We start from the raw sequence: 13,935 nt of genomic DNA on the forward strand, positions 1-13,935 counted from the left end.
ACCACGGACCGGAATCGCCGGATCCACCGGCCTCGACGACGACTGTCGGACGGGCACGACCCGCCCCCGCATGAACGAGAGATAACTGATCTGTGAATAAGAGACCTGCCGCACTGAAAGCACCCCGCGAACTGGCGAACGGAGCCATGCGCATCGTCGCGCTCGGAGGCATCGGTGAGATCGGCAGAAACATGACCGTCTTCGAGTTCGACGGCAAACTGCTGATCGTGGACTGCGGTGTCCTGTTCCCCGAGGAACACCAGCCCGGCGTCAACGTCATCCTCCCCGACTTCTCCTACATCCGCGACCGCCTCGACGACGTCGTCGCCGTCGTCCTCACGCACGGCCACGAGGACCACATCGGCGGCGTCCCGTACCTCCTCAAGGAGCGCGCGGACATCCCCCTGGTCGGCTCGCGGCTCACGCTCGCCTTCATCGAGGCCAAGCTCAAGGAACACCGCATCACCCCGAAGACCATTCAGGTCAAGGAGGGCGACCGCCGGACCATGGGTGGCTTCGACCTCGAGTTCGTCGCCGTGAACCACTCCATCCCCGACAGCCTCGCCGTCGCCATCCGCACCGCGGCCGGCATGGTGCTGCACACGGGCGACTTCAAGATGGACCAGTTCCCCCTGGACCGCCGCATCACGGACCTCGCCGCCTTCGCCCGCCTCGGCGCGGAGGGCGTGGACCTGTTCCTCACCGACTCCACGAACGCTGACGTCCCAGGCTTCACCACCTCGGAGAAGGACCTCGCGCCGGCCATCGACGCCGTGTTCCGCACCGCGCCGCGCCGCATCATCGTGTCCAGCTTCGCGAGCCACATCCACCGCATCCAGCAGATCATCGACACCGCGCACCAGCACCGCCGCAAGGTGGCGTTCGTGGGCCGCTCGATGGTGCGCAACATGACCATCGCCGCGGATCTCGGCTACCTCAACATCCCGCAGGGCCTGCTCGTGGACTTCAAGAAGCTCGAGCGCAGCGACGACCACAAGGTGGTCCTCATCTGCACGGGTTCACAGGGCGAGCCCATGGCGGCGCTCTCGCGCATGGCCAACAAGGATCACGCCATCCGCATCAGCGAGGGCGACACGGTCCTGCTGGCCAGCTCGCTCATCCCGGGCAACGAGAACGCCATCTACGGCATCATCAACGCCCTGACCGAGATCGGTGCCAACGTGGTCCACAAGGGCAACGCCAAGGTGCACGTCTCCGGCCACGCGAGCGCCGGTGAGCTCGCCTACTGCTACAACATCGTCAAGCCCCGCAACGTCATGCCGGTGCACGGTGAATGGCGCCACCTGCGCGCCAACTCGGAGATCGCCGTCGCCACCGGTGTCGATCCCCGCAACGTCGTCATCGCGCAGGACGGCGTGACCGTGGACCTCGCCCGAGGACGGGCCACCCTCTCCGGCAAGGTCGAGGCCGGCCTGGTGTTCGTCGACGGCGACAGCGTCGGCGGGATCACCGAGGAGGACCTCGTGGAGCGCCGCCGCCTCGCGGAAGAGGGCGTGGTCACGGTCCTCGCCATCATCGACCCGGACAACGGGGACATCGTCGAGGCGCCGGAGTTCTTCACCAAGGGCTTCTCCTGCTCCGACGAGGACCTCGACAAGGCGGGTGCCGCCGTCGAGAAGGCACTCCGCGATGCCGCGTCCAACCGCCAGGGCGGTCGCCGCCAGGACCCGGAGGACATCATCGAGCGGGCCACGGCGAACTGGATGCGCCGGTTCTACAACCGCCAGCCGGTCGTCACGGCGATCGTCGTCGACGCCTGATCCCATCCTGACGGGCTCCACGCCCGGCAGCACGACGAAGCCCCGGCACTCGAAGGAGTGGTCGGGGCTTCGTCGTCGCGCCTGGGAGACAGTCGCTCCCACACGCGTGCTCGCCAGGTGGGCGGGTACGGCGCTCCTGTCGAGGGCCTGCTCCCGGGATCGGCGCCGGGCCGCGCCGGGCCGCGCCGCGCCGGCGTGTTCGGGTTCAGTCCGAGGCGTCCCTCCGGACGGGACGTGCGGGAAGGATCTCCGCCCGCACGAGCGAACGGTCGTAGGCGATCCTGCCCTCGTTCTCGAGGATCAGATCCTCCGAGAGCTCGAGGCCCGTGCGCTTGTCGCGCTCGGCCCGGTACACCCTGTTGTGCCGGTACACCTCGCCGTCCTGCTCGTAGAAGTAGGCGTCCCGCTCCCGGATGTGGAACTTGGTGGGGAGTTCGCGGTCCGCACGCAGTTCGCCCCGCAGATGGTCCTCCGTGGTCCAGGTGCGGAACTGGAACGTGTACGGCGTGCGGTTCTCGACGCGGTAGTCGAGGTAGTTGAAGGCGATCGATGTACCCGTGCCCCACGGGATCTGCCGGTTGAAGTCCGGGAACAGATCCAGCCCGTTGTGGTGGTGGTGCTCGACGACGGTCAGGGGACTGTGCAGCACCATCCAGTGAAGCAGGTTGGTGAACTGGCACATCCCGCCCCCCATGCCCCGCGTCGGCTTCCCGTTGCTGATGGTGAGCCCTTCACGGTAGCCCTCGTTCGCTGAGCAGCGGCCCGCGAGGCTCCAGAAGGAGAAGCATTCGCCGGGCGCGATCACGATGCCGTCGATCTTCGGCGCCGTCAGTCCGAGGCTGACCGCCTTGTTGTCCTGCAGTTCCGTCTCGACGTTCCCGAGCCGACGCCGGATCAGGGAGTTGTGCCGGTACACGGTCACCGGCAGGTTCTCCTGCGTCCTGGTCCTGGCGATCCGGTCCCTCCGCCGCAAGTTCCGAAGATGGCGCAGGAGGATCATCCGCTCCATCGCGATGCGGTAGGTGAGCGGCGAGATCTCGCCGAAGAGTCGTCGCGCCATGTCCTTCCCCAGGTCCTAGCCGTACCAGGAAATGGTACGCGGTCGGGGGCGGCCTCGGGGGCTCCGGGGAGGAACGCAGAAGCACCCCGGCTCCTCGAGGAACCGGGGTGCTGCTGTGTCAGTGCTCAGTAGCCCTGGGCCGAGGGACCCTCGGCCGGGGGGTCCTAGTGCGAGTGTCCGTGGCCCTCGTCCTCGGACTCCTCGGGCTTCTCGACCACGAGGGTCTCGGTGGTCAGCACCAGCGCCGCGATCGAGGCAGCGTTCCGCAGGGCTGAGCGCGTCACCTTCACGGGGTCGATGATGCCGGCGTCCACGAGGTTCTCGTACTCGCCGGTCGCGGCGTTGAAGCCGTGGCCGTCCTCGAGGTCGGAGACCTTCGCGACGACGACATAACCCTCGTGCCCGGCGTTCTCGGCGATCCAGCGCAGCGGCTGGGCGAGCGCGCGGCGTACGAGACCGACGGCGGTGGCCGCGTCGCCCTCGAGTGCCAGGACGTCGGGGTCGGTGTCGAGCGCCTTGCCGGCGTGGACCAGCGCGGAACCGCCGCCGGCCACGATGCCCTCTTCGAGAGCGGCACGCGTGGAGGAGACTGCATCCTCGATGCGGTGCTTCTTCTCCTTGAGCTCCACCTCGGTGGCGGCGCCGACCTTGATGACGCCGATACCGCCGGCGAGCTTCGCGAGCCGCTCCTGGAGCTTCTCACGATCCCAGTCGGAGTCGGTGCGCTCCACCTCGGCGCGGATCTGCGCCACGCGGTCGGCGACGTCGGACTCGCTGCCGGTGCCGTCGACGATCGTGGTGGCGTCCTTGGTGACGGTGATGCGGCGCGCGGAACCGAGCACCTCGAGGCCCACCTGGTCCAGCTTGAGGCCGAGGTCCGGCGAGACGACCTGCGCACCCGTGAGGGTGGCGATGTCCTGCATCATGGCCTTGCGGCGGTCACCGAAGCCCGGGGCCTTGACGGCAACGACGTTCAGGGTGCCGCGGATCTTGTTGACCACCAGGGTGGAGAGCGCTTCGCCCTCGATGTCCTCGGCGATGATGAACAGCGGCTTGCCGGCCTGGAGGGCCTTCTCGAGCAGCGGCAGGAATTCCTGCAGCGAGGAGATCTTGCCGGAGTTGATGAGGATGAGCGCGTCCTCGAGGACGGCTTCCTGGCGCTCGGCGTCGGTCACGAAGTACGGCGAGAGGTAGCCCTTGTCGAACTGCATGCCCTCGGTGAGGACGAGCTCGGTCTGCGTGGTGGAGGACTCCTCGATGGTGATCACACCATCCTTGCCGACCTTGTCGAACGCCTCGGCGAGGAGGTCCCCGACCTCGGTGCTCTGCGCGGAGATCGAGGCCACGTTGGCGGTCTGCTGGCCGACGACCTCGCGGGCGTTCTCGAGCAGGCGCTTGGCGACGGCCTCGACCGCCACCTCGATGCCGTGCTTGAGCTGTCCCGGGGCTGCACCGGCGGCCACGTTGCGGAGGCCTTCCTTGACGAGTGCCTGGGCCAGGACCGTGGCGGTGGTGGTTCCGTCACCGGCGACGTCGTTGGTCTTGGTGGCGACCTCCTTGGCCAGCTGGGCGCCGAGGTTCTCGTACGGGTCGTCGAGCTCGATCTCGCGGGCGATCGTGACGCCGTCGTTCGTGATGGTGGGGGCGCCCCACTTCTTGTCGAGCACCACATTGCGTCCGCGGGGGCCGAGCGTCACCTTGACGGTGTTCGCGAGCTTGTCCACGCCGGCTTCGAGGGCACGGCGGGCGGCGTCGTTGAATTCCAACTGCTTTGCCACTGGTGGTTCCTTTCAGGCTTGGCGAGGAAAAGCCCCGGCCGCTACGGGCCGGGGCTTCTCCTCAAGGGGTACTACTTGACGACGACAGCGAGGACGTCGCGGGCGGAGAGCACCAGGTACTCGGTGCCGCCGTGCTTCACTTCGGTTCCGCCGTACTTCGAGTAGATGACGATGTCGCCCTCGGCGACATCGACGGGCACGCGGTTGCCGTTGTCGTCGACGCGACCCGGTCCGACTGCCACGACTTCGCCCTCCTGGGGCTTCTCCTTGGCCGTGTCCGGGATGACGAGGCCGGAAGCAGTGGTCTGCTCGGCTTCGAGGGGGCGGACAACGATGCGATCCTCAAGGGGCTTAATAGAGACCGACACTCGGGCTCTCCTTTGCGTTCGATACCAATGGATTGGGGGCCGTCGGGTTGGGCGTGAACCGTCGTCGCGGTGCCGGCGAACGCTTCCCTCGGGATTAGCACCCGCGGTGAGCGAGTGCCAAGTCCGACTGTATGCAAGGGCTGGCACTCGGTCAAGGTGAGTGCCAGCGTTGACGAGAACGGGACGGTCGGGCGGGCGCACCACGACGCATTAGGACATACTCCGGTTGCGTAATTCCCCTGCGGACCTCTACATTCAGAAGGAGTAAGGCACCCCTTACTTCGACGACATCTTCACGACGTCCGGTTCGTCCGGCCCTTCCCCCTACGGAGTCCACCCATGGCACACGCGCGCCTCGCCGTCCTTTCCGCAGCCGCTGCGGCCACCCTCGCCCTCACGGCGTGCGGTGGTTCCTCCGAGGCTGCCGGCGAGCCCTCGGCCGCCTCGACCGTCTCCGTCGAGCACGCGCAGGGCACCACCGAGGTGCCGGTGGACCCTGAGACGGTGTTCACCTTCGACCTGGGCGCCCTCGACACCCTGGACGCCCTCGGGGTCGACGTCGCCGGCGTTCCGCAGGGGACCCTGCCCGCCCAGCTCTCGGCCTACGAGGGGGGCGACACCAAGAACATCGGGTCCATGAAGGAGCCGGACTTCGAAGCGATCGCCGCCGCCGCCCCGGACCTCATCATCATCTCGGGCCGCGTCGCCGACTCCTACGACGAGCTCGCGGAGATCGCGCCGACCATCGACCTCAGCGTCGACGCGTCGGACCCGATCGCGAGCTTCACCGAGCACACCGAATCGCTCGGCCGCATCTTCGGCGCGGAGGACGAGGTCGCCGACCGGCTGGCGGCACTCGACGCCAGGATCTCCGAGACGAGGGACGCCGCGGCGTCCGCGGGGAACGGCCTGGTCCTGATGACCAGCGCGGGCGAGGTCACCGCCTACGGCGCCGGATCGCGGTTCGGCCTGATCCACGACGTGCTGGGCGTGAAGCCTGCCGCCGAGGTGAAGAGCGAGGGCACGCACGGCGAGGCCGTCTCCTTCGAGTACATCGCCGAGGTCGACCCGGCCCACCTCTTCGTGATCGACCGTGACGCCGCCGTCGGCGAGGCCGGGGCCGCGGGCTCCGCGGTCCTCGACAACGAGCTCGTGAACGGCACGGAGGCGGCGAAGAACGACGACGTCACCTACCTCGACTCCGCGAGCTGGTACCTCATCGGGTACGGGCTGAACAACCTCGACGCCATGGTCTCCGCCGTCAACGAGGCCGTCGCGGCCTGACCCGCTCCGCCGCTCCCGCGGCGGGCGCCCCATGGCAGCACTCTCCCTCCGGCCGCAGCGGCCGGCACAGCAGCGCGGTTCCGCCCGCCCCCTGTCCCTCGTGGCAGCCGGCGGAGCCGTGCTGCTGCTTGCCGTCGTCAGCCTGTTCGTGGGCGTCTCGGCCGTCTCCCCCGGCGATCTGCTCGCGGGTGACGCCGGCGTGTGGCAGACGTTCCTCGTGAGCCGGGTGCCGCGCACCCTGGCGGTCCTCCTGGCGGGCGTGGCGCTCGGCGTCGCCGGCTTCATCCTGCAGCTCATGGCCCGCAACAGGTTCGTGGAGCCCTCCACGGTCGGCACCGTGGAGTCGGCCACCGCCGGCATCCTCGTGGCGACGCTGCTGCTGCCCGCCGCGCCGGTCGTGGCGAAGATGGGGATCGCCGCGCTCTTCGCCGTGGCCGGGACGGCGCTCTTCCTCTCGGTCCTGCGCCGGATCCCCCTGCGCAACACGCTGATCGTCCCGCTCGTGGGCATCATGCTCGGCGGCGTCATCGCGGCCGTGACGACATTCTTCGCCTACCGCTTCGACCTGCTGCAGACGCTCAACACGTGGATGATCGGCGACTTCTCCGGGCTCGTCCGCGGGCGCTACGAACTGCTGTGGCTCGTGGCCGTCCTCGCCGTCGTGGGCTATGTGTGCGCCGACCGGTTCACCGTGGCCGGCATGGGCGAGGAGTTCACCACCAACCTCGGCCTGGGCTACCGGCGCACCATGAACCTCGGCCTCGTCCTGGTGAGCCTCATCAGCGCCGTCGTCGTCGTGGTCGTGGGCGCCGTCCCCTTCCTCGGGCTGATCGTGCCCAACCTCGTGTCCCTGTTCATCGGCGACAACGTGCGCCGCGCCGTGCCGTGGATCGCCCTGTTCGGCGCCGGGTTCCTCCTGGCGTGCGACATCCTGGGCAGGGTCATCCGCTTCCCCTACGAGGTGCCCGTCGGTGTGATCGTCTCCGTGGTCGGCAGCGCCCTGTTCATCACCCTGCTCGTACGGAGGACCGCCGGTGCGCGCTAGGACCAGCCCCCTGCCCACCGCCGTCGTGCAGTCCGGCCGGAAGCCGCTCACCGCACTGCCGGCCGGCGTATGGCTCGCGGTGCTCGGCGCCGCCGCCGTCGTGCTCGTCGCGGCGTTCCTGCTCGTCGACGTCCAGGGCAACCTCGACTACGTGCTGCCGCGGCGGCTGAACCGCGTCGGGGCGATGGTGCTGGTCGCCGTCGCCGTCGGGGTGTCCACCGTGCTGTTCCAGACCGTCACCGGCAACCGGATCCTGACGCCGTCCATCATGGGGCTGGACGCGCTCTACGTGCTCATCCAGACCGTCCTGGCGTTCGCCCTCGGCGCCTCGACCCTCCTCACCCTCGGGGCGCCGATCCGCTTCGGGGTCGAGGTCACCCTCATGGTCGGCTTCTCCTGGCTGCTGTACCGGTGGCTCTTCACCGGCGGCGGTCGGAGCCTGCACCTGCTGCTGCTGGTCGGCATCGTGTTCGGCGTCTTCTTCCGCGGCGTCTCCTCGCTGCTCCAGCGCCTCATGGACCCGAGCGAGTACATCATCCTGCAGGACCTGTTCTTCGCGAGCTTCAACCGGGTGGATCCGACGCTGCTGCTGATCTCCGCCGTCACCGTCGCCGGACTGTGCCTGCCGGCCTGGCGGCTGCGCCACCGCCTCGACGTCCTGGCCCTCGGACGCGACACAGCGATCGGGCTCGGCGTGGACCACCGGCGCACCGTGACGCTGGTCCTCGTGATCTGCTCGGTGCTCGTCGCCGTCTCCACGGCCCTCGTGGGACCCGCGACCTTCTTCGGCCTGCTCGTCTCGGCTCTCGCCTACCAGCTGTGCGCCTCCTTCCGGCATGCCGTCGTGCTGCCCGTCGCCGTCCTGCTCGGCGTGATCGCCCTCGTGGGCGGTCAACTCGTCCTCGAGCAGGTCTTCGCGTTCGACACCGCCCTCAGCATCGTCATCGAGTTCACCGGCGGCCTCGTCTTCCTCGCCCTCCTCCTGAAAGGCCGTATCCGGTGATCACCGTCAGCCACGCCACCAAGCGCTACGGGACCGCCACCGTGGTGGACGACGTCAGCTGCACCATCCCGGGTGGCGTCACCTCGATCATCGGCCCCAACGGCGCAGGTAAGTCGACCCTGCTGTCCATGATGAGCAGGCTCCTCCCGCTCGATGCCGGCCGCGTGGAGGTGGACGGGCTGGACGTCGGCACGACCCCGGGACGGGACCTCGCCCGCACCCTGTCGATCCTCCGGCAGGAGAACCAGCTGACGGTCCGGCTCTCCGTGCGCGACCTCGTCGGGTTCGGCCGGTTCCCCCACTCCAACGGCCGTCCCACGGCAGCGGACCGGGAGCACATCGAGCGCGCCCTCGACTACCTCGACCTGACCGACCTGGCGGACCGGTTCGTCGACGAGCTCTCCGGCGGGCAACGCCAGCGCGCGTTCATCGCCATGGTCCTCGCGCAGGACACCGACCACATCCTGCTCGACGAGCCGCTCAACAACCTGGACATGAAGCACTCCGTGGACATGATGCGCCTGCTCCGCCGCCTCGCCGACGACCTCGGGAAGACAGTGGTGCTCGTGATCCACGACATCAACTTCGCGTCCTGCTACTCGGACACGATCCTCGCGATGCGCGACGGCGCCCTGATCCACCAGGGCACCCCGGAGCAGATCATGACCCCGGAGGTGCTCCACCGCGTGTACGACGTCGAGATCCAGGTGGAGCAGATCCGCGGCAACAGGATCGGCGTGTACTTCGCCTAGGCTGGCAGCATGGCTTCGGAGAACATCGCGGATATCCTGACCCCCGAGGGCTGGGAGCTGCTGAACTCGCTCGGACCCTACACCGAAGCCGACAGCCTGCGGCTCACCGGGCAGTTGCGGAAGGCCGGGCACTCCCCCGAAGCGGTCGCGGCAGCCCTCACGCAGTCACGGCTCCGGGCGAAGGCGTCCGCGAAGTTCGGGCCGTTCGCCGAGCACATGGTCTTCACGACGGCCGGCCTCGAGCAGGCCACGCGCCTGACCGTCGCGGCGCGCCACGCGCAGCGCTTCGTCGACGCCGGGCTCGTGAGGATCGCCGACCTCGGCTGCGGGCTCGGTGCGGACAGCATGGCCCTGGCCACCCTCGACCGCGACGTCACCGCCTTCGAGCTCGACGAGACCACCGCCGCGGCCGCCACCATGAACCTGCTGCCCTTCCCGAACGCGCGCGTCGTCAACGCCGACGCCTCCACCGTGGACACCGCGGCGTACGACGGCGTGTGGCTCGATCCGGCGCGCAGGACCACGACGACGTCGGGCACGTCCCGCCTGTTCGACCCCGAGGCGTTCTCGCCGCCGCTGTCCTTCGTCCAGGACCTCGCCGACGGCGGGAAGCCCGTGGGCGTGAAGATGGGCCCGGGCATGCCCCACGCGTCCATCCCGGCCACGTGCGAGGCGCAGTGGGTCTCCGTGGACGGCGACGTCACGGAGGTGGCGCTCTGGTTCAACGCCCTGCGGCGCGAGGGCGTCCGCCGCGCCGCGCTCGTCATCGGCCCGCAGGGCGCCGCGGAGATGGTGTCGGCGGCGGAGTTCGGAGAGGGACCCACGGCGGCCGTCGGCGCCCCGGGCGGCTACCTCTACGAACCCGACGGCGCCGTCATCCGGGCCGAGCTGGTGGCGGATCTCGCCGCGCAGCTCGGCGGGCATCTGCTGGACCCGATGATCGCCTACATCTGCGCGCCGTCGCTCACGGACACCCCGTTCGCCCGCGCCTACAAGGTGCTCGAGGTGCGCCCCTACAACGTGAAGGCGCTGAAGACCTGGGTGCGCAGGGAGGGCATCGGCGTCTTCGACATCAAGAAGCGCGGCCTGTCGGTGACCCCCGAGGAGGTGCGCCGGCAGCTGCTGACCGGATCGGGCAAGGGCCGGAAGAAGGCCACGCTCGTGCTGACGCGCATCGGCGACGAGCGGGTGGCGGTCGTCGTCGAGCCCGTGCCCGCCTCCTAGCCCTCCTGCCTCCGGCGGGCCATATTTCGCCGGCGGCTGCAACCGCACGAACACCGCCCCGTGCGGCCCCGTCCGTTCCTAGACTCGACGGAGGAATCAGGACCCAGCAGGCCACGGCGATCAGCACCCACGGAAGGCGGACAGGATGACGGACGACACCACGGAGGCGGCAGGCGGACGGCGCGGAGTGCTGTTCGACGTCGACGGCACGCTCGTCGACTCGAACTACCAGCACACCCTCGCCTGGTGGCAGGCGTTCCGGCGGTTCGGCCACGACGTCCCGGCGGCGGAGATCCACCGGGCCATCGGCATGGGCGGGGACAAGCTCGTGGCGCACCTCCTCGGCGACGATCGCGACCCCGACCAGGACACCGAGCTCGACGCGACGCACGGCGCGGTCTTCTCGACCTTCTGGCCGGGCCTGCGCGCCTTCGAGGGCGCCGGCGACCTCGTACGCCGCTGCGCCGACAGCGGCCTGACCGTGGTGCTCGCCTCCTCCGCCTCGCAGCAGGAACTCGGCGTCATGCGCGGCATCATCGACGCCGACGCGTCCATCAGCGCGGCCACGAGCTCGTCCGACGCCGAGAACAGCAAGCCCTCGCCGGACATCCTCCAGGCCGCGCTGGACGCCGGCGGACTGGACGCGGCAGATGTCGTGTTCGTCGGAGACTCGGTGTGGGACGTCATCGCGGCCAAGGAGCTGAGGATCCCGACGGTCGGCCTCGCCTCGGGCGGCACGAGCGAGGCCGAGCTGTGGGACGCCGGCGCCGTGCAGGTGTACAAGGACATCCGGGCACTGCTGGACGCGTTCGACGACGGCCCCCTGCACGCTCTCGCGCAGCCGTCCTCCTCGGCCGCCAACCCCTGAGGGTCCCCCGCCTAGTCCTGGTCCTCGCTGTTGAGGAGCCGCCGTCGGGCGCTGATGAGTTCCATCTCCGGCCGCGCGGCGACGTAGCGCTCCACGCGGTCCAGTACGTCCACGACGTGCTGGATGTCACCGCCCACCACACCGGCCCCGACGACCGCCCGGCGGTGCAGATCCTGGTGCCCCACCTCGGCCACCGACAGCTCGAACTTCCGCCGGAGATCCGACACGAGGGGGCGCACCACCGACCGCTTGCCCTTCAGCGAGTGCACGTCGCCGAGCAGGACGTCGAACTCGATGAACCCGATCCACATGGCCGTCCTGCCTGTCCTGTCGTGCCTGTCGTGCTGGTGGTGCCGGTCGAGCCCGCACGAAGAGCCTACGTCGAGCGGCACCCGTCAGGGGGGTGCGTCAAGGGAGGCAGATCAGGCCGAGTCGCGCCAGACGACCGTGGTTTCGAGTACCTGGACCGGGCTCGGCAGGCCCCGGATCTGCGCCAGGACCAGCTCGGCCGCGGTGCTGCCCAGCAGATCCGCGGGCTGCCTGACGGTGGAGAGTTGCGGCCGGGTCCTCAGGGCCCAACTGCTGTCGTCGAACCCAACGATCCCGACGTCGTCGGGCACCTTCCGCCCCGACTCCTGGAGGGCGGTCATCGCACCTGCGGCGACCGCGTCGGACGCGGCGAAGACCCCGTCGATCTCCGGGCAGCGCCGCAGCAGCTCCTGCATGCCCTCCAGCCCGGCGGCGTAGGTGTAGAGCGGGTACTCGACCACCAGCGAGGCGTCGAACCGCCCGCCCATGGCGTCCCGGAACCCCGTGAACCGGTCGTGGCCGGAGTCGCGGTCCAGGGCGCTCGCGATCATGCCGATCCGCCGTCGGCCGGTGGCGACGAGCCGCTGAGTGATGGCGAACGCCGCCGCCGCGTTGTCAATGGCCACGTAGGGGAGGTCGGGGGTGCCGGGCGGATGGCCGACGAAGGCCGCTGGTACGCCGATGTCGCGGACCGCGGAGGCGATGGGGTCGGACGCGCGGGCGGAGACGATCACCGCGCCGTCGACCAGCCCGCCGCGGAGGTAGTCCGCCACCCGGCGGCTGTCCCGGTCCGAGTCGATGATGAGGGAGACCAGCTGGTAGTCGGCCTTGGACAGGACGGCGTTGGCTCCCAGAAGGATCGAGCCGATGTTCGGGTCCTCGAACAGGAGCGAATGGGGTTCGTGGATGATCAGGGCGATCGCGCGTGATTCCTGCGTGACCAGGTTCCTCGCCGCCGAGTTGCGCACGTACCCGACGCGGGCGATGGCGTCCTCCACGGCGATGCGCGCCTCGTCCGAGACGTAGCGCTCACCGTTGACGACCCGCGACACCGTTCCCCGCGAGAGCCCGGCCGCGGTCGCGACGTCGTTGATGGTCGCCCGGCGGTTCCGGGTGCGCGTCGGGGGCATATCTGTACTGTAGCCGAGCCCCCGCGGGGCCTCCGCGCGGGGAATGCCGGGAGGGCGTACTGTGGGGGGTAGTTGTCTAGAAGAAGGCGGCTGTCTTCGGTTCTTCTCTTCGCCGCCTCGCCTCTCGCCGGGTGCGCAACAGCAGAGCACCATCCCCGAAAGGGGCGTGCATCATGAACAACCAGGAAGCTTCTTCCCCCCAGCCGCCCGCAGGCGGTCCTCCGACCCCTGCTCCCGTCACGTGTCCGCGCACCGGCCCGCATCCGCCGTCCTGACCATCCCCGCAGTCCCTGTGGCGCCTCCGCGCCCCGACGCAGCAATGCCCACCAGCGCATCCGCTCCGCACCGACCGCCTCGAGCGAATCGTCCCCGGCCGGCCCCACCCCTCCCCGGCCCCGCGTCCCAGACACCGCAAAGGACCACCATGCCGCAGCACATCGAAGATTTCATCCGGCAATGCATCACCGTCACCGCCGACGGCTCACTCGTATCCGCTGACGAGGTCGAGGGCCTGTACCTGCACTGGCTCTCCCTGCACACCACTCCCCCTTCCATCACCTCCGAGGATCTTCAGGAGCCCGGTGATCCCGAGGCCGACGACGGCAGCCCGCTCCTCGACGCCCTCCGCAGCGACGGGGTCGGGATGGTGCAGAACGACGGCGTCGAGTACCTCGAGGGCCTCGTCCTGACGGGACCGGTCGTGGCAGACTTCATCCTGTCCTGCGACTTCGCGGGGGCCTGGGGCCAGCCGGATCCCCGGGAACTCGCCCTGATCCGGGACGTCGCGACCGTCTCGTAGGGCCCGGCCGGTCGGCGGAACGGAAGGGAGGTGCCGTGGGCAGGAAGCCTGCGGGCCCCCGCAGCACCCCCGCGCTCCTCGCGCTCTCGGCGGCCGGCATCGCCTTCACCGCCCGCCCCTACGAGCACGAGCAGGGTACGTCCTCGTACGGGCTGGATGCCGCCACCGCCCTCGGTGTACCCCCCGCGCAGGTGTTCAAGACCCTGATGGCCAGCGTCGACGGCTCCCTCGTGGCCGCCGTCGTGCCCGTCACCGGGTCACTGGACCTGAAGGCGCTGGCCTCCGCCCTCGGCGGGCGGAAGGCCGCGATGGCGGACCCCGCGGTCGCGCAGCGGCGCACCGGGTACGTCCTCGGCGGGATCTCCCCGCTGGGGCAGCGCCACCCCTCCCCCGTGATCGTCGACCGGTCCGCCCTGCAGCACCCAACGGTCTTCGTGTCGGGCGGCCACCGCGGCCTGGACATCGAACTGGCGCCGGAGGACCTGGTCCGCGCGACGCAGGCACTCACCGCTCCCATCGCGGGCGCGTGACGGG

At 69.7% G+C, this 13,935-nt stretch carries 14 protein-coding genes; 9 read left to right on the top strand and 5 right to left on the bottom strand.

Translation table 11 applies throughout. From position 1 onward, the window contains the following. Positions 1 to 146 precede the first annotated feature (146 nt). A complete protein-coding gene (locus AC4D2C_RS15465) occupies positions 147 to 1,781 on the top strand; it encodes a ribonuclease J (protein ID WP_490915786.1) in 1,635 nt (544 codons plus the stop codon). A gap of 205 nt (positions 1,782 to 1,986) precedes the next feature. Here AC4D2C_RS15465 and AC4D2C_RS15470 read toward each other — a convergent pair whose 3' ends face one another. The 3 genes from AC4D2C_RS15470 to groES form a co-directional block, all read right to left on the bottom strand. After that, entirely contained in the window at positions 1,987 to 2,841 is an 855-nt protein-coding gene (locus tag AC4D2C_RS15470; protein ID WP_490915724.1) for a VanW family protein, read from the bottom strand. Between the two features lie 164 nt (positions 2,842 to 3,005). Next, a complete protein-coding gene (gene groL / locus AC4D2C_RS15475; RefSeq protein WP_490915725.1) occupies positions 3,006 to 4,619 on the bottom strand; it encodes a chaperonin GroEL in 1,614 nt (537 codons plus the stop codon). A gap of 71 nt (positions 4,620 to 4,690) precedes the next feature. Continuing rightward, complete coding sequence (gene groES, locus AC4D2C_RS15480; protein WP_334210604.1) at positions 4,691 to 4,987, bottom strand: co-chaperone GroES; 297 nt, start codon at positions 4,985 to 4,987, stop codon at positions 4,691 to 4,693. A 339-nt stretch (positions 4,988 to 5,326) separates the two neighbouring features. On the opposite strand from groES, the gene AC4D2C_RS15485 reads away from it, so the two are divergent. The 6 genes from AC4D2C_RS15485 to AC4D2C_RS15510 all read left to right on the top strand — a co-directional run bounded on the left by AC4D2C_RS15485 (position 5,327) and on the right by AC4D2C_RS15510 (position 11,163). After that, on the top strand, positions 5,327 to 6,271 hold the full coding sequence (locus AC4D2C_RS15485) for a siderophore ABC transporter substrate-binding protein (RefSeq protein WP_490915726.1): 945 nt from the start codon (positions 5,327 to 5,329) through the stop codon (positions 6,269 to 6,271). A 31-nt stretch (positions 6,272 to 6,302) separates the two neighbouring features. Then, positions 6,303 to 7,316, top strand: coding sequence for an ABC transporter permease (locus tag AC4D2C_RS15490; protein ID WP_490915727.1), 1,014 nt, complete (start codon positions 6,303 to 6,305; stop codon positions 7,314 to 7,316). Beyond that, positions 7,306 to 8,319 (top strand): iron chelate uptake ABC transporter family permease subunit, encoded by a 1,014-nt coding sequence (locus tag AC4D2C_RS15495; protein ID WP_490915728.1) that lies wholly within the window; start codon positions 7,306 to 7,308, stop codon positions 8,317 to 8,319. Before AC4D2C_RS15490 ends, AC4D2C_RS15495 begins: the two co-directional genes overlap by 11 nt. After that, positions 8,316 to 9,071 carry an iron ABC transporter ATP-binding protein gene (locus AC4D2C_RS15500; RefSeq protein WP_490907804.1) on the top strand — a complete coding sequence of 252 codons (756 nt, stop codon included), beginning with the start codon at positions 8,316 to 8,318 and terminating at the stop codon, positions 9,069 to 9,071. The genes AC4D2C_RS15495 and AC4D2C_RS15500 overlap by 4 nt, the downstream gene beginning before the upstream one ends. A gap of 9 nt (positions 9,072 to 9,080) precedes the next feature. Further along, entirely contained in the window at positions 9,081 to 10,295 is a 1,215-nt protein-coding gene (locus tag AC4D2C_RS15505) for a class I SAM-dependent methyltransferase (RefSeq protein ID WP_490915729.1), read from the top strand. Positions 10,296 to 10,440: 145 nt separating this feature from the next. Next, positions 10,441 to 11,163, top strand: coding sequence for an HAD family hydrolase (locus tag AC4D2C_RS15510; RefSeq protein WP_490915730.1), 723 nt, complete (start codon positions 10,441 to 10,443; stop codon positions 11,161 to 11,163). Positions 11,164 to 11,174: 11 nt separating this feature from the next. Here AC4D2C_RS15510 and AC4D2C_RS15515 read toward each other — a convergent pair whose 3' ends face one another. Both AC4D2C_RS15515 and AC4D2C_RS15520 read right to left on the bottom strand, forming a co-directional pair. Continuing rightward, a complete protein-coding gene (locus AC4D2C_RS15515; RefSeq protein ID WP_490915731.1) occupies positions 11,175 to 11,474 on the bottom strand; it encodes a DUF503 domain-containing protein in 300 nt (99 codons plus the stop codon). 111 nt (positions 11,475 to 11,585) lie between these two features. Continuing rightward, positions 11,586 to 12,602, bottom strand: a complete 1,017-nt coding sequence (locus AC4D2C_RS15520; protein ID WP_490915732.1) for a LacI family DNA-binding transcriptional regulator — start codon at positions 12,600 to 12,602, stop codon at positions 11,586 to 11,588. A gap of 424 nt (positions 12,603 to 13,026) precedes the next feature. Here AC4D2C_RS15520 and AC4D2C_RS15525 point away from each other — a divergent pair, with 424 nt between their 5' ends. Continuing rightward, positions 13,027 to 13,401, top strand: a complete 375-nt coding sequence (locus AC4D2C_RS15525) for a hypothetical protein (RefSeq protein ID WP_490915733.1) — start codon at positions 13,027 to 13,029, stop codon at positions 13,399 to 13,401. A gap of 35 nt (positions 13,402 to 13,436) precedes the next feature. Continuing rightward, the gene (gene ybaK, locus AC4D2C_RS15530; RefSeq protein WP_490915734.1) at positions 13,437 to 13,931 is read left to right on the top strand and encodes a Cys-tRNA(Pro) deacylase; all 495 of its coding nucleotides are present in this window, start codon (positions 13,437 to 13,439) and stop codon (positions 13,929 to 13,931) included. Positions 13,932 to 13,935: the final 4 nt, after the last annotated feature.

This window comes from Arthrobacter sp. TJ-240, from assembly GCF_058269195.1.